Origin of the sequence: Sulfurimonas sp. NWX79 (genome assembly GCF_039667035.1) — a bacterium.
Lineage (GTDB): Bacteria > Campylobacterota > Campylobacteria > Campylobacterales > Sulfurimonadaceae > Sulfurimonas > Sulfurimonas indica.
Genome location: NZ_JALCZL010000005.1, coordinates 27,132 through 48,123 on the forward strand (window position 1 = coordinate 27,132; position 20,992 = coordinate 48,123).

The following is a 20,992-nucleotide window of genomic DNA, read 5'->3' on the forward strand; positions in this document are numbered from 1 at the left end:
TAAAGTAGCAAAGCAAAAAGTGAAAAAATTCTATACTTATGCCAGAAAAAAATAAAAGGATTTACAAATGAGCAATAATATTTTTGAAAAACTAACACATAATATGACAGAAGCAATTGAAAGTGCGGTATCTTTAGCACTTCATAATAAAAATCAAGAAGTTACACCAATACACTTTTTATGGGCACTTTTAACAAACTCTGAGTCAGTTTTGAATCAGATGTTTAACAAAATGGGTGTTGATAAAGTGGCAATGGAGCTTGACATCAAATCCCAAGCTGAGAAGCTGCCAAAATCTTCATCTGTGACAAAAGAGAATATTAAACTCTCTCACGAATTTGTAAGAACATTACAAAATGGTGAAGGTCTAATGGCTAAAAATGGTGATGCATATTTAGCAGTTGACACATATATCTTAGCGAACTTACAAACAGTGCCATTTTCAGAGATTTTACCGAAGTATGTTGATGTAATGGAACTTGCAAAAGAGCTTGAAGCTGCTCGTGGCGGAGCAAAGATTGATTCCCAAACAGCAGATGAAACGCTTGAAGCGCTCTCAAAATATGGTATTGACCTTACAAAAGAGGCAGCAGAAGGAAAGCTTCCACCAGTAATCGGGCGTGATGAAGAGATTGCTCGTACGATGCAGATTTTAATTCGTAAAACAAAAAACAACCCGATGTTACTTGGTGAACCAGGGGTTGGTAAAACTGCACTCGTTGAAGGTCTTGCACAGAGAATTCATAATGGAGATGTGCCAACATCACTCCAGAACAAACGTCTGGTTGCACTTGATATGTCTGCACTTATTGCGGGTGCAAAGTATCGAGGAGAGTTTGAGGACAGACTCAAAGCAGTAATTGACGAAGTAAAAGAGAATGGGAATATCATTCTTTTTATCGATGAAATTCATACAATCGTAGGGGCTGGAGCAAGTGAGGGTTCAATGGATGCAGCAAACATCCTAAAACCGGCACTTGCCCGTGGTGAGTTGCATACTATTGGAGCAACGACACTCAAAGAGTATAGAAAATACTTTGAAAAAGATGCGGCACTGCAACGTCGTTTCTTACCAATCAGTGTTGATGAGCCGACAGTAAATCAGTCTCTGCAAATCCTTCGTGGAATTAAAGAGAGACTCGAAGCGCACCATAATGTTAACATTACAGACTCTGCGCTTGTTGCAGCTGCAAAACTGTCTGACAGATATATTGCAGACAGATTCCTACCGGATAAAGCGATTGACCTTATCGATGAGGCAGCAGCTGAGCTCAAGATGCAGATAGAGTCTGAGCCAAATGAGCTCAGTGCTGCAAAACGTAAATTATCTGAGCTCATGGTTGAAAAAGAGGCGCTTAAGATGGAGAAAACTCCTTCAAATGAGAAGCGTCTTGAAGAGATAGAAAAAGAACTCGCTGACATTGAAGAGAAAGTAAGAACTTTAGAGTCTCAGTTCCAGACTGAAAAAGAGGTCTTTGAGAAAATCTCTTCAATAAAAGGTGAAGTAGAACAAAAACGTCGTGAAGCAGAGCTTGCAAAAGCGCAGTCTGATTTTAACCGTGCTGCAGAGATTGAGTATGGTGAGATTCCAAAGCTCCTTGAAGAAGAGAAATCACTTAATGAGCAGTGGGCAAGAATGCAAGAGGCTGGAACACTGCTTAAAAACTCAGTGGATGAAGAGTCTATTGCATCTATTGTAAGTCGTTGGACAGGAATTCCTGTAAACAAAATGCTTCAAAGTGAGAAAGATAAAATCTTACATGTTGAAGATGAGTTAAATAAAACTGTTGTAGGTCAAGAGCGAGCTACTCACGCAGTATCACGTGCTATTAAACGTAACAAAGCGGGTCTTAGTGATAAAAACAGACCGATTGGTAGCTTCTTATTCTTAGGACCAACGGGTGTTGGTAAAACACAAACAGCTAAGACACTTGCGAAGTTCCTGTTTGACTCTGAAGATGCAATGATTCGTATTGACATGAGTGAGTATATGGAGAAACATGCAGTATCCCGTTTAGTGGGTGCAGCTCCAGGATATGTAGGATATGAAGAGGGTGGACAGCTTACTGAAGCGGTAAGACGTAAACCATATTCTGTAATTTTATTTGATGAGGTGGAAAAAGCGCATCCAGATGTATTTAACATCCTCTTGCAAGTACTGGATGATGGACGCTTGACTGATAATAAAGGTGTGACAGTAGATTTTACGAACACTATTATTATCTTAACGTCTAACATTGCAAGTGATAAGATTATTAACAACCCTCAAGGTGAGGAACTTGACAATATGGTTATGGCTGAATTGAAACAGGCATTTAAACCAGAGTTCTTGAATAGACTTGATGATGTTGTAATCTTTAATGCACTTGGTGCTGAACAAATTAAAGGAATCGTTGAGATATTCTTTAATGATATTAAAAATAAAGTTAAAGAGCGTGATATTGAACTCTCTCTTTCTGAAGAGGCAAAAGCGTATATCGCAGAAGCTGGATTTGATCCTGTTTATGGGGCTCGTCCACTAAAACGTGCACTTTATGAAATCGTGGAGGATCGTTTAGCAGACTTGATCCTTGAGGGCACTGTAAAAGAGGGTTCTAAAGTAGAGTTTACAGTGGAAAATGGAGAGGTAGCAGTTAAAGTCTCTTAAGACTCTAGATACTCTTCTATTTGTAGAGGCTTTCCTAAGTGGAAGCCTTGTCCATAATCTACGCCAATCTCTTTTATCACCTCTAAAATCTCCTCTGAAGAGACAAACTCTGCAATAGTAAGTACATTTAATCGTTTTGCAAGAGAGACAATCGTCTCCACCATAAGTCTTGAGTTATAATCTCTATCAATATTTGAGATAAGAGAAGCATCAATTTTGATGAAATCAACAGGAAGCTTTAAGATATGTGAAAAGTTGGAATACCCTGCTCCAAAATCATCAAGTGCAATTTTGACTCCATAGGAACGAACTTTCATACAAAAATCATATGCCACAGCATAATCCTGAAAATCTTCAGTCTCGAGAAGTTCAACAGTTAAGAGTTCATTGTATGCAAAGAGATTGAGTGTTTGAAAAAAGTTTTGCATTGTTCGTTCATTTTGAATATCAGTAAGTGATAGGTTAAGGGAGCAGTGAATCTTATACTTCTCAATTGTTGCAAGTGTATTTTTAAGAACACTTTTGGTAATCTTGTAATAGATACGATTGGCTTTTGCAACCTCTAAAAAATGCAAGGGAGGAATGAATTTGCCATCTTCATCTTTAAGACGAACCAAAGATTCATATTTGACACCTAAAGAGTCATCTGTAAGAGGAATGATTGGCTGGTAAAAAGAGATGATAGCATCTCTTTCAAATGCTGATTTTAGTTTTTTATGGCACTCGATATCATTTTTGTATTTTTTCTCAAGTGTTTTATCCTCATGGAATATTGCAAATTGAATATTTTTCTTTTTAGCATCTTTAAGCGCCATATCCGCATAGGCAAGCATCTTGTTTTTTCCTGTAAAGGTGATACCACAACTCATCATAAATTGGAAAGTTTTATTTTTATAGGTGAATTTTGTATTTTTATAGTTTTTCAAAATAGTATTTATTATGTCTGTAAATATCTGATTGTTCTGCTGTGTTGCATTGATACAGACAATGACAAATTCATCGCCTCCGATATGATACAGGAGAACCGGCATATCTTGGATCTCTTTTTGAAGAAATTCAGCAGTTAGTTTCAGAGCTGTATTCCCGGCCTCTTCTCCATAGACATCATTAAAGGACTGGAATTTGTCAATGTTAAGCAGAGCCATTCTTGTAAAATTATAGAGGGATGTGTCTTCTCGAAGTTTATTTCTGTTTGAAAGCCCACTAATAGGGTGTGTATATATTTTGTTATGGAGTTCAGCTGTTTTTTTACTGATCTCTTTTTCCAGGTTTTCGTTATAGTGTAAAAGTTCTTTTTGTGCAATACGTAGTTGTTCTTCAGCAGTATGGGCGCGTTTTAATTGTGACTTTAAGTCATAACGGAGTTTATTAAACTTGTAAATAGAGAAAATAATGAGTAAAAAAGCTGTAAAAAATGAGAAAAGAAGAGTTATTGAACTTTTTTCATTGTTTTTTTCCAGGGTGTTTATTTTATTGTATAAAAGAGTATTTGCAAGATTCGTTAGTATTTCTGTGTCATGGGAGAATTTTGTTGTGACATCATTAAAACCGATGATAGCATCATAGATATCTTCCTTATCATTGGCTTTAATAGCTTCAATAACTGAGCGTTCAACTATTTTATAGGCAAAAACTCTTTTCTCAACAGTTTTGAGTAATTTGTTAAATTCTAAAGGAAGATCACTATGTGTTTTTGTAAACTCTTTTAATTGTGTAATACTTTTGTCTATATCTTTAAAGTAGTAAGATATCTTATTGTCAGAAAGTTTCTCTTTTAAGAGCAGATATTGTAATAAAATAGCTTGATTGTTTTTAAGGTCATAATTAAGTTTGTTTGTTATATCTGTCAGTTGTATATGCTCTTTATTTAAATAATCAAGAACTTTGTTATTGTCCTGAATATTCGTATAACTAATACTAAGTGAAAATATCAGCAGTGTAAAACTGATAAAAAGAGCAGTATAGACCTTATGTTGAAATTTCATAATTTTTCCTAAAATCTAGCTTCTAAACTCAGTGATAAGATACTTTGCGTAGCATCTTTTTTGGCAGGTTCACCAAAATGCCATCCACTTCCGGTATAGTTTTCATGAATATAAAGGTAGGAGAGTTTTGCATTAAGATATCTATGGAATTTCCATGTTGTATAGAGTTCACCTACATATCCTCTTACGGCCAGTTTGTTAAAAGTATCTTCAGCTCCCTGTGTGGCACTAAACCAATATTTACTTCCATAGTTGAACTCTGCACCGAAGTTGAAATCTCTGTTGCTGTCATACTTCATTCCTGTAAAGAGTGAGTAACCATTTTTTTGCAGCATTGTACCACTTGCATAATCTGCTTCTGTAAATCCAGTATATCCTCCGGTTGTAAGACCTGTGGACCCATTATATGTAACTATTTTGTAATCATCTTCAGTACTGTTTGGATGTGGATTTGAAAGTGCTGCGTGTAAAAAAAGAGTTGCCGGTGATTGTAAAAACTTTTCTATATCCATGCCGAGTCCAAATGTTGCCATTAGCCCAAGATTGTGTGCATTGGAAGAGTCTATATCCGCTCCAAGATAAGGGTGTGCTTTGAAATTTGCAAGCACATTGACACCATATGAGAGCAGAGCATTTCCAAAAAAATGCAGTTTTGTATCACTATAAAGACCGATAATGTCTGCATTGTCAATGTTTTCTCGGTTACATTGATAGGGGTAAAATTGTGGTCTTAGTGTATATGGTTTGGCTAAAACAAGACGTATGTAGCTCTGCGTGGCAAATTTTTGTGTTGCAATCATTCCGTAGGTATTCATATTAAAAACCAAGGCAGGAAAGAGAGAGTTTCTTTTTTTATTTTGTGCATACTGCATTGGTGTTCCGGCAGTAGTTGGTAAGATACCAAAAGAGAATGTAAACTCCGGTGTGGCTTTATAGTCAATGTATGCACGATCCGTATCAAAAGCACTACCTGCTATTCCTGTTTTAATATCATGGGAGAGAATACATAACCTTTGATTTGATTGAGAAGAGTTCATGTAGAGTAGTCTTCCGTGAAACTTCACATTATCAAAATTCGCACTCATATTTAAACGAAAACGAATAGATGTTGCAATATTGTAGTGTTTGGAGAACTCATCACGTCTTTGTATACCTGTTGGAGCTCCTGTGGAGTCATGAACTTCTGTATTCTCTCCTTCTATTTTACCTGTCGTATAATCAAATTTATCAAAACGTAAAAGAAGCTCAGGTGCAAAGTTTACTTTATCTAAAATGGTTTTTGTCTCAACTGTACTGAGAATTTCACTGTTCTCTAGAGTGTCTTGTGTATTGAGTGTTGTCTGTTCTTTGAGAGTTTTGACTTCTTGTTCAAGTTGTTGAATCCTTTGATAAAGTTCTTCATTGGAAGCGTACAAAAGTAAAGGGAGTGTCAGTAAAAGTGTTTTTTTCATTGTTTATAGTCCTGGTACTATGGGTTGGTCTGAATCGGCTGCATGCTCAATAAGATAAGCTTGTAATTTTGTTCTTGTCTCTTGAGACAAGGTATCAAGCTTATATCTTTTGAGATGACGAGGTGAAGAAAAAACGCGTTTCCATTGAATAGTTGCTTTTTGTCCACCATATAAATTGAACTTTTTTGCAGTTTCTGCAATATCTTCTGCAAAGAGAGAAGTAGATATAACAGTGAGTCCAATTAGAGTAGATAGTAAATAAAAATGCATTTGTGCTCTTTGCTTTTATTATATTATTTAATATTATAGCATATTTAATAGCGTAGGAAGAAAGAAATAGCGTAGGAAGAAAGAAATAGCGTAGGAAGAAAGAAAAACCTTAACCGCTCTTTAAGCAAAGTTGGGATAGACTTCCGGACTTAAATCAGATAAGGATATGTCAAATGAAAAGAACATACCAACCACATAATACACCTAGAAAAAGAACTCACGGTTTCAGAGCTAGAATGGCTACTGCTAATGGTCGTAACGTACTTAACCGTCGTCGTGCTAAAGGTCGTAAAAAATTGTCAGTATAGGCGGATTTGATATAGTAAAGACTCATAAAGAGTTTAGCTATATCTATAACAAAGGAAAAAACCAGCACTCAGGTAGTGTTGTCCTTTTTTACCTTCCTCAAGATGGAATTCACAAAGTAGGTTTTACCGCAACGAAAAAAATAGGTAATGCCGTTAAGCGTAATCGTGCAAAACGCAGGATGCGTGCAATGTTTCGTGAATTTTCAAAATCTCTCAAAGATGGCTCTTATATTTTTGTAGCAAAAGCAGGACTCTTTGAGAGTTCTCATGAAAAACTTCACAATGATTTTAAAAAAATTCTCTCACGTGCTAAAACAATTACTGCTTAAGCTTTTATGGTTATATCAGAAGTTTTTTACACTCATTGGCTTTGGGTCGTGTCGATATTACCCAACTTGTAGTGAATATGCACGATTAAATTTTGAAAATAACTCAATTTCAAGTGCTTTTTACCACTCTTTTATTAGAATACTACGTTGCAATCAACTTTTTGATGGGGGAATAGATTATCCAATCCTAGATAAACTCTGTCATAGACCCGCAAAACTTGATGTTGATTCTATAAAATATTGGTTGGTTCCAAATAAAAAAAACCGTTATTACATTATAAAAAATTTTTCATATAAAGGGTAGTTTGTGTTAGACAAAATGTCACCAAATCAAAGATTGATAGTCGCTGTACTGTTATCTGTTATTTTTTTCGTAGGTTATACTGCAATTTTTCCACCGGCTGAGCCAAATGTGCCAAATGAGACTGCTGCAAAACAAGAAGCAGTACAAGATAATACAAAAGATATTAGTAAAAAAGTTGAAGAAGTTTCCGGTCATGCCATTGCTGCTGAGGAGAAGGCTTCTAGCAGCAGTTCATCAAACATAGTAACTGTTACAAACGAGAAGTTTATTTTAAAAATAGATACTTTAGGTCGTATAGCTTCCAAAGAGCTCTTAGAAGATAAATTTAGAAATGATGAAGACCTACACGCGCAAGTTATTCCAGCACAAGGAACAAAACCATTATATATTCGTTTTTCAGATGATGCAATCAATGATGAAGCGATTCGCACACCATATAGTGCAAGTGTCAGTGAAGTAACGCTTAAAGATGAGCCAGTAACAGTAACACTGACACAAAAGCTTTCTGCCGTTACAGTGACAAAAGTTCTTACTTTTTATGCTGATGGGCATTATGATGTCAAAATTTCACTCTCTAAAGATGTTCGTCACTATGTTTACTTAGGCGATCGTCCACAGGTGTCTAAAAAACTTATGGCCGTTGCGGGAGCACTTATCTATACAGGTGATGATGTGGCGCATATCATTGAAGATGGTGATGCAGAAGGGCGTCAGATTTTTTCTGATGTAAAACTTGCTTCGTCATTTGATCAATATACAGCGATCATCTTTTATGGATTTAAAAAAGATACAAACGTAATTGTTGAGCGTGGACGTAATGATAATCCGATTGTATATTTTGATGCTGCACAAAATGAATCACTGCATGGCTACATCGGGCCAAAAGAGCATAAGATCTTACATGCAATTGACCCTGTCCTTACAAATGCAATAGAGTATGGATGGTTTACTTTCGCTGCAAAACCACTCTTTGCACTTCTTTCATGGCTACACGGTATCTTTGGAAACTGGGGTTGGGCTATCATCGCACTCACTGCTATTATCCGTGCGGTACTTTATCCTTTGACATACAAAGGTATGGTGTCAATGCAGAAGATGAAAGAACTTGCTCCTAAGCTCAAAGAGCTTAAAGAGAAGTATGGAAAAGATCCACAAAAACTCAATGCTATGACGATGGAGATGTACAAAAAACACGGGGCAAATCCACTTGGTGGTTGTCTGCCGATGTTACTGCAGATTCCTGTTTTCTTCGCGCTTTACCGTACACTTTTAAATGCAGTTGAACTCCAAGGAGCTCCATGGATTTTATGGATCAATGACCTTTCACGTATGGATCCGTACTATGTGCTTCCAATTTTAATGGGTGCATCGATGTTCTTACAACAAAAGATGACACCGAACAACTTTACAGATCCAATGCAAGAGAAAGTATTTAAATACCTTCCTATTATTTTTACATTTTTCTTTGTAACATTCCCGTCAGGATTGGTACTCTACTGGTTTGTGAACAACCTTTTCTCAATCGCACAGCAGTATATTGTAAATCAGCAGTTTAGAAATGCAAAAGATGCAAAGGCTGCTTTAGAGAAGAAAAGCGAGAACTAGTTATGATCAAGATAGAAGCTGTAACACTTGAAGAAGCGTACAAAGATGCAGCGGCTACTCTAAAATGCTCTGTTACAGAGATGGCTGTTGAGGTAGTTCAGGCTCCAAGCAGCGGTTTTTTAGGTCTGTTTAAAAAGCCGGCTATTATTGTTGCAACGATAGATAAATCAAAGGTTGCAACAAAAAAACAAGAGAGTGTAAAAAAAGAGCAAACAACTACAGAAGCAGAGACAGTAGAGCAGACTTTTTTAAATGATACTATTTTGCCTGCATCTTTTGTCAGTGATCAGGATGAAGAGTTGCAAGAAGATTTGGCAAGCGGACTGGATTATACTGCTGATTATGATGATGCATACGATGAAGATTCGTTAACTGCAGAAGAGAAGAACATTGATATTTATGCTGTAGCTAAAGAGGTACAAAAAGAGATTAATGAACTTTTTACGCATATATGTTTTGAGATTGACCCTATTGAAGTGAGTGTCTATGATGAGCAAACGCTACTTATAGAGTTTAAAGGTGAAGATGCAGCACTACTTATCGGAAAAGAGGGGTATAGATATAAAGCACTCTCTTATATGCTTTTTAACTGGATAAATGCAAAGTATGATCTACAGCTACGTTTAGAGATAGCAGAGTTTCTGCAAAATCAAGAAGAGTCAGTAGGTCGTTACTTGGAAGGTGTTTGTGAAAGTATAGACAGAGATGGACGTGCACAGACAAAAATTCTTGATGGAGTACTGGTACAAATCGCACTCAAAGAGCTGCGTGAGCGTTATCCCCAAAAGTATGTCGTTATCCGCTCAACGCGTGACGGACTCAAATATATCCTGGTAAATGATTACCACACAAACTAATTATGGAAAATGATACAATAGTAGCCATTGCCACTGCAAACGGCATTGGCTCTATCGCAATAATCCGATTAAGTGGTGATGATGCACTCTTAATAGCAAAAAAACTCTCCAAAAAAGAAAATTTCAAAAACAGATATGCAATCCTGACAAATATTTATGATAGTGGTGGCACGCTTATTGATGAGTCTATCGTTATCTATTTTCAAGGACCACACTCTTTTACGGCTGAAGATGTTGTAGAGATTCAGTGTCATGGTGGTTACATTGTTGCACAATCTGTTTTAAAAGCCTGTTTGGAAGCAGGGGCGAGACTTGCAAATGCCGGAGAGTTTTCCAAACGTGCCTTTTTTAACGGCCGTATAGACTTGAGTGAGGCAGAAGCCATCGCACAGCTCATAGAGGCAAAGAGTGAAGATGCTGCAAAGATTTTAGCTTCACAGATGAAAGGCTCACTCAAAGAGTTTATAGAAGAGGTACGTGATGAAATCATCCATATCTTGGCATATTCTGAAGTAACTATTGATTATGCAGAAGAGGATTTGCCAGAGGATTTGGTTGAACAGATACGTGCAAAACTTGACGGGCTCTATAAACTGCTTAAAAAGACACTTATCGCTTCAGAATCACGAGCAGGGCTTATGCAAGGATTTCGTGTTGCGATTGTTGGCAAGCCAAATGTTGGCAAAAGTTCGCTTTTAAATGCCCTCTTAAACTATAACCGAGCGATAGTGAGTGATATAGCAGGAACTACCCGTGATACGATAGAAGAACAGGTGAAAATCGGTACACACTTGATTCGAATCGTAGATACTGCAGGAATTCGTGAGGCAGAAGATGCCATAGAGAAGATCGGGATTGAGAGAAGTTTAGAGGCAATTAAGCAGAGCGATATCGTAATAGCTCTTTTTGACGGTTCACGTGAGGCAGATGAAGAGGACAGAGAGATACTTGCACTTCTAAAGGCTCACGCAGAAGATAAAGCCAAGATTATTATTAAAAACAAAGTTGACCTGCCACAGAAATTTACTATGGAAGGTCTGCCTTTTGATATGGAACTTAACTCAAAAGAAGATGTAAGTGGGCTTATAACTGCACTTCAAGAAATAATGGATGCAAATAATCTCAGTGATGAGATTATGCTTATCTCTGAGCGTCAAATTACAGCAGTGAAAGAGACAATGCAAAATATTGAAGAGTCTTACGAGCCATTAGAGATGCAAGAGTTAGAGATCTTCTCTTTTCACTTGAATGAAGCTGTAAAAGCGATGGCAAGTATTACCCGACCTTTTGAGAATGATGAGATGCTGGATAAGATGTTTGGCTCTTTTTGCTTGGGAAAATAGTTTGAAATATATTGCTATTGATTTGGGACTCAAACGTATCGGCTTGGCATACTCTGCGCATAAAGATATAGTTACTCCACTTCCTGCAGTTTTGCGTAAAAACCGTGATCAAGCCTCACGTGAGGTTAAAAAAGTTTTAGAAGAGTGGGAAGCAGATACCGTTGTTGTCGGACTTCCTCTTGGTGGTAGTAGCGAAGATGAGATGCGTCGCAGAATCACACACTTTATGAATCTTGTAGATTTTAGCGGTGAGATAGTTTTTCAGGATGAAGCAGGGAGTTCTAAAGAGGCTGAAAACCTGATGAAAGGGGAGATAAAACAGATTCGTGACGGACGAATTGACTCCCTCTCTGCTATGATAATCTTGCAGCGTTATCTGGCACGCAAATAGACTATTTTCCTAAAATATAAAGGTTATTACTCTTATCTACTGCCTGCGCAAAACGCTCTTTTAGCTCTCTGTCAAATGTTAATATAAAAATATTGGTATTTTTGAGCTTGAGTTTTTGCATCTCTTGCAGCAGCATATCATCTGCTACATCTTTTCCATGCCCGCATTTTATAAAATTAAATGAGTGGAGTGTTTTTCCATAATCATAAAGATTTGCTTCCCACTCTGCACGTTTTAAGTAAAGTGAATCAGGATTTGCTCCAAGGTAGATATGGGAATCTTCTATCTCATAAGGCTCTATAACATCACTGAAAATCGAAGCGATGGAAGAGAAGTTCTCAATATCCCAAAAAAGATAGCTCTGTTTTGCTTTTGAAGGTTTCTTTTTATTGATAAGCTGCAATCTTTTTGTAATATTAAAGCTGCTGTGAGCTGTATCATTAATAAGTAGTATGGAAGCTTTTAATTTTTTGGCATCGTTTGTATTAAAACCTAAAATTTCTCCAAGTTCTATATAAAAATCAAGATGTAATAACTCCTCTTGGGCTGCACCTTTTGTATATTTTTTAAGGCGTGCGAGCTTTGCTTTTGAAAAAAGCAGGTGTACTCCCATCTTTTCATGATTGGCATAAGCCTGCTTGATACGGAAGAATATATCTTTTGCATCTTTTGTATCAGGTATGGCAATGGAGCCTCGATATTTGTACTCTATAGTAATTTTTTGTTTGTGGTGTGCCATCTATATTACTGCAAAAAACTCTGCAGCTTCTTCTTCATCGTCGCTGAGCTTCTCTTTTGCATAGAGTGGGTCCTCTTGCATGATTTTTTTGATCTTCTCCTGACAATAGTTAAAGAGTGTCTCTTTTGCTTCTTTGTCATCTGCTAAAAATCCAAGTCCGCTAAATTGATATGAGGGCTCTTCTTGCTCGATACATAGCAGTGTGCCCTCACATTTCTCTTCTAAAACTTCAACAAGTTCACGGTAAGTGATGTTGAATTCCGTCGCATTCCAGCCAATATCTTCGAGTTCAGTGTTTGAAAATTCACTTACACCGTCTCCAGTCGTGTCATCATAAGAAGCACGAGGGGTATTTATTTTTATAAGTGCCTGCCAGTTTGAAAAAGCCTTAATTAAAACTCTCTCATCATCTTCAACTATTTGATATTTATCTCCAAGTATTTCTGTAAGTGATGGTGCTTTGCTCGGCATGAGAGCATTTGTTTGAGCTGGTGTGTGTTTCCCTTGGTAGATCAGTATCTCTTTGTTTGTGAATGGCGGAGTGACAATCTCTCCTTTAATGTTGATACCAAACTCTTTTTGGGTATTGATAGCACTTAGTAACTCTTTTTTATTGACGATAATTATCTCATTAAACAGGTTAAACTTTTTCATAATTGCCTCTAAATTTTTTTCATATTATACATGTTTGCAGATTAAGCAAAAAGTTTTTTGCTTTGTTATAAGCTATCTCTAATAAAAGTTTTACAATATTTTGAGTATAATGCGACAAATTTTTTAGCTTTTGTGAAGTTGATCTTTATGAAAGCTATATAAAATTGCACTAGTGCAATGAGCTTTCTGCTAAAGAAAACCAAGCGTTAGCGTAAGCAAAGGGATTACTCCCTTTGGTGTGATAAATAGATGAAGGGTTGCCTTCATTTTATGAAATAAAATTAAGGAATATACAATGGCATTAAATGTTTATTATGACAAAGACACTAGTTTAGACCTAATTCAGAGCAAAGTAGTTGCGATGATTGGTTTTGGTTCTCAAGGACACGCTCACGCAGAAAACTTAAGAGACAGTGGTGTAAAAGTTGTTGTTGGTTTAAGAAAAGGTGGTTCATCTTGGAAAAAAGCTGAAGCAAAAGGTTTTGAAGTTTATACTGTAGCTGAAGCAAGTGCTAAAGCTGATGTTGTAATGATTCTTTTACCGGATGAAAATCAAGCAGAAATTTACAAAAATGAAATCGAGCCAAATCTTAAAGAGGGTGCAACTATCGCATTTGGTCATGGTTTTAACATTCATTATGGTCGTATCCAACCACGTAAAGACATCAATGTTACTATGATTGCTCCAAAAGCTCCAGGTCACACAGTACGTTCTGAGTTTGTTCGTGGTGGTGGTATTCCTGATTTAATCGCTGTTGGTCAAAACCCTTCAGGAAATACAAAAGAGTTAGCACTTTCATATGCATCTGCAATCGGTGGTGGACGTACTGCAATTATCGAGACAACATTCAAAGATGAGACTGAAACTGACCTTTTCGGTGAGCAAGCGGTTCTTTGTGGTGGTACAGCAGCACTCGTTCAAGCTGGTTTTGAAACTTTAACAGAAGCTGGTTATGCTCCGGAACTTGCATACTTCGAGTGTCTTCATGAACTTAAACTTATCGTAGACCTAATGTTTGAGGGTGGAATCGCAGATATGAGATACTCAATCTCAAATACTGCTGAATATGGTGACTATGTTTCTGGTAAACGTGTTATCAATGCTGAATCTAAAGCTGCAATGAAAGAGATCTTAAAAGAGATTCAAGATGGTAGATTTGCAAAAGACTTCATCTTAGAAGGTCAAGCAGGTTACCCTCGTATGAACGCTGAGCGTGCAAACGATAAAGAGATGTTAATCACGAAAACTGGTGAGAAACTTCGTGCAATGATGCCGTGGATTTCAGCAAACAAAATCGTTAATCAAGACGAAAACTAAAATTGCGACGCAACTTCTGCGTCGTTACGTTCGTCACGTACTGTAGTACGCTTCCTCTCTAGACTCCTTGAATTTACATCGCTCTTTTAGTTTTCGTAAAGTTCTTTATGCCTAAAATCTAATAGTTTTTAAATTATCTTCTTAAACTCTTTAAAATCCGTTATAATCATCTTATGAAAAAACGAATCTTTATTACTGCAACAAACACAGATATTGGCAAGACCTATACAACAAAACTGCTCTTGCGTGAGTATGCTTCTCGAGGTTTAAAAGTTGGTGTGATTAAACCTGTTGAGACGGGTGTTATTGATGGTGTTTATCCTGATGGGGATGCTCTTTTAGCGCTTGTTCATGAGTTGAATCCTGCGATGAAAGATTTGTCTGTTTGTGATATAGTTCCCATCTCTTACGGGCTTCCTGCTGCACCTTTTATCGCCTCTGGTGGAGAAAAATTTGATACAGAGAAAGTTTTAAAAGCTATAGAAAAACTAGAAACTTACTGTGATGTCTTACTTATTGAGGGTGCTGGTGGGCTTTATGTACCACTTGATGAAGAGTTGATGATTTTGGATTTGATAAAGCTCACGCAGGCTTCAACCTTACTTATAACGCACTGCTCACTTGGTTGTATTAACGATACACTGCTTTCAAAAAAAGCACTTGAAGATGCAGGGATAGCTCACGCTGTTGTTTTTAACCCTAAAGAGAGTGAGGGGAGTTTTGAAGAAGTAAGCGCACCCTATTTTCAAGCAAAAGATTTCTCCATCCTAAAAACATCTTCGGACATTGACACACTCTGCGATGTCTTGTATAATTTGTAAATTAAAAAAAGAGAGTAAGTATGCAGCATTTAATACGAACAGATGATTTTACAAAAGCTGAGATTGAAGCACTTTTGGCTGATGCAAAAAGCTTTAGTGACGGACGATTTGAGAGAATCTTACAAGACAAACTTATTATTACTCTCTTTTTTGAAAACTCTACACGGACTAAAAGCTCTTTTGAGATCGCAGCAAAACGTCTTGGTGCTGAGATAGTCCATCTTGATGTGGCAAAAAGCTCTACAAAAAAGGGTGAAACCTTAGTTGATACTGCAATGAACCTTGATGCTATGGGACCTCATGCAATCATTGTACGTCATCAAAATGCAGGTGTTCCAAAGATACTCTCCAATCATACAAAAGCAGCAATTTTAAATGCCGGTGATGGTGCACATGCCCATCCATCACAGGCACTTCTTGATTTGTATACTTTACAAGAGCATTTTGGAGATGTCAGTGGGAAAAAGATAGCCATTATTGGAGATATCAAAAACTCGCGTGTGGCAAACTCAAATATTGAACTTCTTACTCGTTTTGGAATGGAAGTTATTTTAGTCGCGCCTCCGCACTTCTTACCAAAAACAGACCTGCGTTCTACACATTATCTGCGTGAGATTATCGATGAGGTTGATGCTATTATGAGTCTGCGAACACAGACAGAACGTCATTCATCGCAGAGTTATGCAAGTCTCAAAGATTATGCAAGTGACTTTTGTATTACCGAAGAGTTGATAGGTGATAGAGATATCATCCTCTTACATCCCGGACCGGTCCATAGAAATATTGACATTACCGATGCTATGCTTGAAGATGAACGTTGTAAAGTGCTACAGCAGGTCAGTAACGGTGTTAATATCCGAATGGCAATTCTTAAGAAGTTAATCGTTTAGGCATTGATGGGTTTTAACAAAGCAAATGCTCTTGCAAAAGAGGGAAGACCTTTTTTAATTATCAGTGACTTTAAAGCGGACAATGTCGAAGTAATACCACTAAGTGAGCTTGAAGCACATGATATTGAGTATTGTATCTGCGAAGATTACAGTTATAAAGAGCATGAACACTTTTTACAAAAATCTCCTCTTGATTTTTCTGAGTATAAAAAAAAATTTGATGCTGTAATTGAGAAAATAAAAGCGGGCGAGACCTACATTTTAAACCTCACGCAGGCAACACCTATTGAGACAGAGCTCTCTCTTGATGAGATATACAGCCTTGCAAATGCACACTATAAACTGCGTTATAAAGATCAATTTGTCTGTTTTTCTCCAGAAAAATTCATCCAGATAAAAGAGAATAAGATTCATACTTTTCCGATGAAAGGTACTATTGATGCAGCAACTCCAAATGCAAAAGAGAAGATTTTGGCAAATCAAAAAGAGATGGCAGAGCATGTAATGATAGTTGACCTGTTGCGTAATGACCTCTCTATAGTTGCAACAAATGTAGAGGTTGAAGAGTTTCGCTATATCAAAAAGATTAATGCAGGTGCAAAAGAGCTGCTGCAGGTAAGTTCACATATCAGTGGCATTTTAGATAGTTCTTGGCGAGAGCATTTAGGAGATATCTTACAAGTAATGCTGCCTGCAGGTAGCATCAGCGGTGCTCCAAAAAGATCTACTTTGGATATAATAGAGAGAGTAGAAGCGTATGAGAGAGGATTTTTCAGTGGAATTTTTGGTGTTTTTGATGGTCAGAGTTTTGACAGCGGTGTTATGATTCGTTTTATTGAAAAGTCTTCGGATGGATATCTTTACAAAAGTGGTGGAGGTATCACGCTTGACAGTAATGTCCGTATGGAATATGAAGAGTTGCAAGATAAGATATATCTACCTTAAATGAGAAGAGAGATGTTGATAAAAGATTTTTTTACAAGTAGCTGGAGTTTTAATGAACAAGAGAGGGAGCTGCGCAGTAAATTTCAGATGATGAATATAGCTATTGTCCTCTCATCAACAGCTGTTGTTTATGGGACTGTGCTTAATCTTTATAAAGAGTTTTTTTCTCTGGCAATATTTGAATTTTTGCTTTTTCTTGCAAATATTGTTTTATGGTATATGTTACGACGATCAAAAAAATTTTATGATTTTGTCTCTATTGCTGTTACTGCACAATTTACCTTTTTGCTTATTTTGCTTATTTATATAAGTTCACCAGAGGAGATGAAGCATACTTGGTACTTTACTTATCCAATTATTATATTATATTTTAAAAATGAGAAATATGCGATTCCTTGGTTTGTATTTTTAATTTCCATGCTTTTAATAGCGCCGTTTCAACCTTTTTTTGAAACACAATACAGTTTTTTTCAACTTTTTTATATCTCCTTTGTTCTGAGTATTGTAAGTATTATTGTATATTTTTACAAAGTAAAGATGGATGAAGCAACACAGATTATTTCTACTCAAGAGAAAATACTCTCAAAAAAAGTTGTTGAATTGACACAAAAAGATAAGATGCTTACTGTGCAGTCTAAGCAAGCTGTTATGGGTGAGATGATAAGTATGATAGCACATCAGTGGCGACAACCACTCTCTACTGTTACATTAAGCATTTCAAACCTTCAAGTAAAAAAACTTTTAGGAGAAGAGATAGAAGAGGAAGAGTTTGATCAAGCTTTGGAAAATATCAGCAATACCGTTGTTTACCTCTCTCAAACTATAGATGATTTTCAAACTTACTTTCGTCCAGATAAAGAGTTTAGTTCTGTTGATATTAATGAGTTGATAGAAAAAGCAATAGGATTTGTAGAACCAAGGCTCAAAAAAACGGCTATTGAAATAAAGTTTTTTCCACAGCAGCGTCTTGTGGTTAATACATATGCAAATGAAATTATTCAAGTATTGCTAAATATTATAAATAATGCTGTTGATGAACTGATTTCACGAAATATAAAATATCCTAAAGTAGTAATAAATGTTTTTAACAGAGATAAAGAGGTTGTTATTAGTATCGCAGATAATGCAGGAGGAATCGCTCCTGAGTATATTGATTCAATTTTCGAACCATACTTTAGTACGAAAGGAAAAAATGGAACAGGCTTGGGACTTTATATGTCTCAGATGATTATGCAAAAACAGTTTCAGACGGCAATAGAAGTTAAAAGCACAAATTATGGTTCTATTTTTACAATAGTAGTTCCAAAGAAACTAGCTTAGTTTCAGATTTATTGGGTTATAATAGAGTCAAATTAATTGAGGATGAGTAAGAATGTATATTGAAGATTTGAAGTTTTCACTGTGGGCTGATTTTATTGAGAGAGAGTATCTTGACAATGAATTTAAAGCATTGATAACAAAAAAAATAATCAATGGAGCAACTTCAAATCCGGCTATATTTAAAAATGCTATTTTAAATTCAGATGCATATATCTCTCAGCTTGAATCACTCGAAGATATGAGTGCAAAAGAGAAGTATGAAGCAGTAGCTATCTATGACATAAAAAAAGCAGCAGATATTTTAAGACCACTTTATGATGCAGATGATGATGGATATGTAAGTATCGAGGTTGATCCTTTTTACTGTGATGATGCAGAAGCTACGATAGCTGAAGGTAAAAGACTTTTTTCTACAATAAATAGACCAAATGTTATGATAAAAGTACCTGCAACCGAGGCAGGATATGAGGCGATGGAAGCCTTGAGTGCAGAGGGAATACCTGTAAATGCTACACTTATCTTTAAGAAATCACAAGCAGTTGCATGTGCAGAGGCTTTTAAAAGAGGGACTGATAAGTATGGAAAAAAAGTAGATACGGTCATTAGTATCTTTGTCTCACGTGTTGATCGTGCTTTAGACAAGATGCTCTCTGAACATAACATCGAAGTGGCTTTGACAGGGATTTATAACTCTTCCGTTATATATGAAGCGATTGAAGAGATGAAAGTCTCTGGCTGTCGTGCACTCTTTGCGAGTACAGGAGTCAAAGATGACTCTCTTCCTGCACACTATTATGTAGAAAAACTTTTAGCATACAACAGTGTAAATACAGCTCCAATAGATACTATTAAAGCATTTGATGCAGATGGCAAAAAAGAAAAAGCACTCCCAATCAATCAAGATCTTGTAACAACACATTTTGCAAAACTCAAATCTATTGGTATTAATCTTGATGATATTTTGCAAAAGCAGATAGATGATGGTCTACTCGCATTTAAAGAAGCATTTCAAGAGATATTGGAGGCGTTATGAATGTAGATGTAGATGTTAGTAAATTAACTTTTGAGCAGCTTAAAAGGGTAAGAATCCATCTTAAAAAGATGATTGAAGTAGGTGGTTCTGACCTTCATATCAAAGCCAATTCTGTTATACGGGCACGTATAAACGGAAAAATTGTACAATTTTCAGGTGGGATTTTTGCAAAAGAGGATGCACTGACTTTTGCAAAAGAGCTATTAAAAGGTCGTTTTGCTGAGTTTGTTGAGAAAAAAGAACTTGACTTGGTCTATCCTTTTGATGAAAACAACCGTTTTCGTGTCAATATCTTTTTTCAGATGGATGGCGTCTCAGCAGTATTTCGTGTTATTCCTATAAAAATCCCATCACTTGAAGAGCTTCACCTTCCAGAGATTGTAAAAAGTTTTGCCTATAAAGAGAGAGGGCTTGTACTGGTAACGGGTGTTACGGGATCTGGTAAATCAACGACTTTAGCAGCCTTGATTAATGAGATAAATATAAATCGTAAGAAACACATCATTACAATTGAGGACCCGATTGAATTTGTTCATAAAGATAGAGGGTGTATTATAAATCAGCGCTCAGTGGGGCAAGATACGCTCTCTTTTGGTACGGCACTGCGTGCGGCACTGCGTGAGGATCCGGATATTATTTTAGTTGGAGAGATGCGTGACCGCGAGACGATTAACTTGGCTCTTCATGCGGCAGATACCGGACACTTGGTATTCTCAACGCTGCATACAGTTGATGCAAAAGAGACAATTAACCGTATTATTGCGCAGTTTCCAACAGAGGAGCAAAACCGTGTAAGACTTTCAGTTGCAGGAGTACTTCAAGGTGTCATCTCACAAAGGCTTGTTCCTACTATTGATGGTGGACGTCGTGCTGCACTCGAGATTCTTGTTCGAACACCTACAATCGAGAAGCTTATTATGGAGAATCGAGACTACGAGATTCGTGATGCGATTGAAGCAGGGAAAGAGCATTATAAATCACAGAGTTTTGACCAGGCGATTTTTGACCTTTATAATGAAAAAATCATCTCAAAAGAACAAGCACTTGACAATGCAACAAGTGCGTCTGACCTGGAGCTTAAGATCTCTGGTCTTACATCTGGAAAAATTACAAGTAATCCAAATGAAAAGGTCGAAGCACCAAAAGCAGTAGATATTTCACAAGATGACGATATCTTCGATTTAAAGTAAAGTTTAAATCAAAAATAGATATAATTGCGCCCATTTTAAAATTAAGGACTTCATATGTTAGAAGGTATAGTTAGAGAGAGTACTGGCAAACAAGCTACAAAAGCTTTACGCCGCGATGGTTATCTAATTGCAAATATTTACGGAAAAGGGCTTGAAAATATCAATGCTGCATTCAAAGAGAATGAATATATCCGTACTGTGCGCAACAAAGATACATTAGCATTCCCAGTAAAAGTTGGGGGCAAAGAAATGAATGTTGTGGTTCAATCATATGAGTCTCATCCAGTAACTGGTAAACTTTTACACGTTGATTTAATGGTAGCACAACCAGGTGTTCTTACACATTTTATGGTCCCTGTAGAAGCAGTTGGTGAAGCAATCGGTCTTAAAAACAAAGGTCTTGTAAACATTGCAAAAAGACGTTTACGTGTGAAAGCAAAAATCGAAGATCTTCCAAAAGCAATCGTTATCGATGTAACTGAGATGGATTTAGGTGATTCTAAACTTATCCGTGACATCGAAGCACCAGCTGGTGTTACATTCACAGATGCTGATCGTGTATCAGTACTAAGTATCATTAAAGCTAAGTAAT

21 protein-coding genes are annotated in these 20,992 nt (G+C 36.7%); 16 read left to right on the plus strand and 5 right to left on the minus strand.

Annotated features, from left to right (window positions below):
- The first annotated feature begins 67 nt into the window (after positions 1-67).
- Positions 68-2,647 carry an AAA family ATPase gene (locus tag MNY27_RS03485; RefSeq protein WP_346391883.1) on the plus strand — a complete coding sequence of 860 codons (2,580 nt, stop codon included), beginning with the start codon at positions 68-70 and terminating at the stop codon, positions 2,645-2,647.
- Here the strand turns inward: MNY27_RS03485 and MNY27_RS03490 are convergent.
- Genes MNY27_RS03490 through MNY27_RS03500 form a run of 3 tightly spaced genes read right to left on the minus strand, consistent with a single transcriptional unit; the run spans position 2,644 to position 6,353 of the window.
- Positions 2,644-4,632: a bifunctional diguanylate cyclase/phosphodiesterase gene (locus MNY27_RS03490; protein WP_152183940.1), complete on the minus strand. Its 1,989-nt coding sequence runs from the start codon at positions 4,630-4,632 to the stop codon at positions 2,644-2,646. The two genes, MNY27_RS03485 and MNY27_RS03490, sit on opposite strands and share 4 nt — an antisense overlap.
- An 8-nt stretch (positions 4,633-4,640) precedes the next feature.
- Positions 4,641-6,083, minus strand: coding sequence for a DUF3373 family protein (locus MNY27_RS03495; protein WP_152183941.1), 1,443 nt, complete (start codon positions 6,081-6,083; stop codon positions 4,641-4,643).
- A gap of 3 nt (positions 6,084-6,086) precedes the next feature.
- The gene (locus MNY27_RS03500) at positions 6,087-6,353 is read right to left on the minus strand and encodes a hypothetical protein (RefSeq protein WP_346391884.1); all 267 of its coding nucleotides are present in this window, start codon (positions 6,351-6,353) and stop codon (positions 6,087-6,089) included.
- A gap of 173 nt (positions 6,354-6,526) precedes the next feature.
- Here MNY27_RS03500 and rpmH point away from each other — a divergent pair, with 173 nt between their 5' ends.
- Genes rpmH through ruvX form a run of 7 tightly spaced genes read left to right on the plus strand, consistent with a single transcriptional unit; the run spans position 6,527 to position 11,490 of the window.
- On the plus strand, positions 6,527-6,661 hold the full coding sequence (rpmH, locus tag MNY27_RS03505) for a 50S ribosomal protein L34 (protein WP_152183943.1): 135 nt from the start codon (positions 6,527-6,529) through the stop codon (positions 6,659-6,661).
- Positions 6,662-6,702: 41 nt separating this feature from the next.
- Positions 6,703-6,990 carry a ribonuclease P protein component gene (rnpA, locus tag MNY27_RS03510; RefSeq protein WP_246153829.1) on the plus strand — a complete coding sequence of 96 codons (288 nt, stop codon included), beginning with the start codon at positions 6,703-6,705 and terminating at the stop codon, positions 6,988-6,990.
- Positions 6,944-7,294 carry a membrane protein insertion efficiency factor YidD gene (gene yidD / locus MNY27_RS03515; RefSeq protein ID WP_246153825.1) on the plus strand — a complete coding sequence of 117 codons (351 nt, stop codon included), beginning with the start codon at positions 6,944-6,946 and terminating at the stop codon, positions 7,292-7,294. The genes rnpA and yidD overlap by 47 nt, the downstream gene beginning before the upstream one ends.
- A gap of 3 nt (positions 7,295-7,297) precedes the next feature.
- Positions 7,298-8,899 (plus strand): membrane protein insertase YidC, encoded by a 1,602-nt coding sequence (gene yidC / locus MNY27_RS03520; protein WP_152183946.1) that lies wholly within the window; start codon positions 7,298-7,300, stop codon positions 8,897-8,899.
- Between the two features lie 2 nt (positions 8,900-8,901).
- Positions 8,902-9,756: a Jag N-terminal domain-containing protein gene (locus MNY27_RS03525; RefSeq protein ID WP_152183947.1), complete on the plus strand. Its 855-nt coding sequence runs from the start codon at positions 8,902-8,904 to the stop codon at positions 9,754-9,756.
- Positions 9,756-11,099: a tRNA uridine-5-carboxymethylaminomethyl(34) synthesis GTPase MnmE gene (mnmE, locus tag MNY27_RS03530; protein WP_346391895.1), complete on the plus strand. Its 1,344-nt coding sequence runs from the start codon at positions 9,756-9,758 to the stop codon at positions 11,097-11,099. The genes MNY27_RS03525 and mnmE overlap by 1 nt, the downstream gene beginning before the upstream one ends.
- 1 nt (position 11,100) lies before the next feature.
- Entirely contained in the window at positions 11,101-11,490 is a 390-nt protein-coding gene (gene ruvX, locus MNY27_RS03535) for a Holliday junction resolvase RuvX (RefSeq protein ID WP_152183949.1), read from the plus strand.
- A gap of 1 nt (position 11,491) precedes the next feature.
- Here ruvX and MNY27_RS03540 read toward each other — a convergent pair whose 3' ends face one another.
- Positions 11,492-12,229 (minus strand): hypothetical protein, encoded by a 738-nt coding sequence (locus MNY27_RS03540; RefSeq protein WP_346391885.1) that lies wholly within the window; start codon positions 12,227-12,229, stop codon positions 11,492-11,494.
- Complete coding sequence (locus MNY27_RS03545) at positions 12,230-12,883, minus strand: hypothetical protein (RefSeq protein ID WP_152183951.1); 654 nt, start codon at positions 12,881-12,883, stop codon at positions 12,230-12,232.
- Positions 12,884-13,178: 295 nt separating this feature from the next.
- Between MNY27_RS03545 and ilvC the strand changes: the two genes are divergently transcribed.
- The 8 genes from ilvC (at position 13,179) to MNY27_RS03585 (ending at position 20,991) form a co-directional block, all read left to right on the plus strand.
- On the plus strand, positions 13,179-14,201 hold the full coding sequence (gene ilvC, locus MNY27_RS03550) for a ketol-acid reductoisomerase (RefSeq protein ID WP_152183952.1): 1,023 nt from the start codon (positions 13,179-13,181) through the stop codon (positions 14,199-14,201).
- Between the two features lie 173 nt (positions 14,202-14,374).
- The gene (gene bioD, locus MNY27_RS03555; protein ID WP_152183953.1) at positions 14,375-15,022 is read left to right on the plus strand and encodes a dethiobiotin synthase; all 648 of its coding nucleotides are present in this window, start codon (positions 14,375-14,377) and stop codon (positions 15,020-15,022) included.
- Between the two features lie 20 nt (positions 15,023-15,042).
- Complete coding sequence (locus MNY27_RS03560; protein WP_152183954.1) at positions 15,043-15,912, plus strand: aspartate carbamoyltransferase catalytic subunit; 870 nt, start codon at positions 15,043-15,045, stop codon at positions 15,910-15,912.
- Positions 15,913-15,918: 6 nt separating this feature from the next.
- A complete protein-coding gene (locus tag MNY27_RS03565; protein WP_152183955.1) occupies positions 15,919-16,857 on the plus strand; it encodes an aminodeoxychorismate synthase component I in 939 nt (312 codons plus the stop codon).
- Positions 16,858-18,177, plus strand: a complete 1,320-nt coding sequence (locus MNY27_RS03570; protein WP_346391886.1) for a HAMP domain-containing sensor histidine kinase — start codon at positions 16,858-16,860, stop codon at positions 18,175-18,177.
- A gap of 52 nt (positions 18,178-18,229) precedes the next feature.
- Positions 18,230-19,210 (plus strand): transaldolase, encoded by a 981-nt coding sequence (locus MNY27_RS03575; protein ID WP_152183956.1) that lies wholly within the window; start codon positions 18,230-18,232, stop codon positions 19,208-19,210.
- Positions 19,207-20,400, plus strand: a complete 1,194-nt coding sequence (locus tag MNY27_RS03580) for a PilT/PilU family type 4a pilus ATPase (protein ID WP_152183957.1) — start codon at positions 19,207-19,209, stop codon at positions 20,398-20,400. The genes MNY27_RS03575 and MNY27_RS03580 overlap by 4 nt, the downstream gene beginning before the upstream one ends.
- Positions 20,401-20,454: 54 nt before the next feature.
- Positions 20,455-20,991, plus strand: coding sequence for a 50S ribosomal protein L25/general stress protein Ctc (locus MNY27_RS03585; protein ID WP_152183958.1), 537 nt, complete (start codon positions 20,455-20,457; stop codon positions 20,989-20,991).
- Position 20,992: the final 1 nt, after the last annotated feature.

Coding starts and splice junctions, on each gene's coding strand:
- MNY27_RS03485 (WP_346391883.1), top strand. CDS start 68: ATGAGCAATAATATTTTTGAAAAACTAACACATAATATGACAGAAGCA.
- MNY27_RS03490 (WP_152183940.1), bottom strand. CDS start 4,632: ATGAAATTTCAACATAAGGTCTATACTGCTCTTTTTATCAGTTTTACA.
- MNY27_RS03495 (WP_152183941.1), bottom strand. CDS start 6,083: ATGAAAAAAACACTTTTACTGACACTCCCTTTACTTTTGTACGCTTCC.
- MNY27_RS03500 (WP_346391884.1), bottom strand. CDS start 6,353: ATGCATTTTTATTTACTATCTACTCTAATTGGACTCACTGTTATATCT.
- rpmH (WP_152183943.1), top strand. CDS start 6,527: ATGAAAAGAACATACCAACCACATAATACACCTAGAAAAAGAACTCAC.
- yidD (WP_246153825.1), top strand. CDS start 6,944: ATGATTTTAAAAAAATTCTCTCACGTGCTAAAACAATTACTGCTTAAG.
- MNY27_RS03525 (WP_152183947.1), top strand. CDS start 8,902: ATGATCAAGATAGAAGCTGTAACACTTGAAGAAGCGTACAAAGATGCA.
- MNY27_RS03540 (WP_346391885.1), bottom strand. CDS start 12,229: ATGGCACACCACAAACAAAAAATTACTATAGAGTACAAATATCGAGGC.
- MNY27_RS03545 (WP_152183951.1), bottom strand. CDS start 12,883: ATGAAAAAGTTTAACCTGTTTAATGAGATAATTATCGTCAATAAAAAA.
- ilvC (WP_152183952.1), top strand. CDS start 13,179: ATGGCATTAAATGTTTATTATGACAAAGACACTAGTTTAGACCTAATT.
- bioD (WP_152183953.1), top strand. CDS start 14,375: ATGAAAAAACGAATCTTTATTACTGCAACAAACACAGATATTGGCAAG.
- MNY27_RS03560 (WP_152183954.1), top strand. CDS start 15,043: ATGCAGCATTTAATACGAACAGATGATTTTACAAAAGCTGAGATTGAA.
- MNY27_RS03565 (WP_152183955.1), top strand. CDS start 15,919: ATGGGTTTTAACAAAGCAAATGCTCTTGCAAAAGAGGGAAGACCTTTT.
- MNY27_RS03570 (WP_346391886.1), top strand. CDS start 16,858: ATGAGAAGAGAGATGTTGATAAAAGATTTTTTTACAAGTAGCTGGAGT.
- MNY27_RS03575 (WP_152183956.1), top strand. CDS start 18,230: ATGTATATTGAAGATTTGAAGTTTTCACTGTGGGCTGATTTTATTGAG.
- MNY27_RS03580 (WP_152183957.1), top strand. CDS start 19,207: ATGAATGTAGATGTAGATGTTAGTAAATTAACTTTTGAGCAGCTTAAA.
- MNY27_RS03585 (WP_152183958.1), top strand. CDS start 20,455: ATGTTAGAAGGTATAGTTAGAGAGAGTACTGGCAAACAAGCTACAAAA.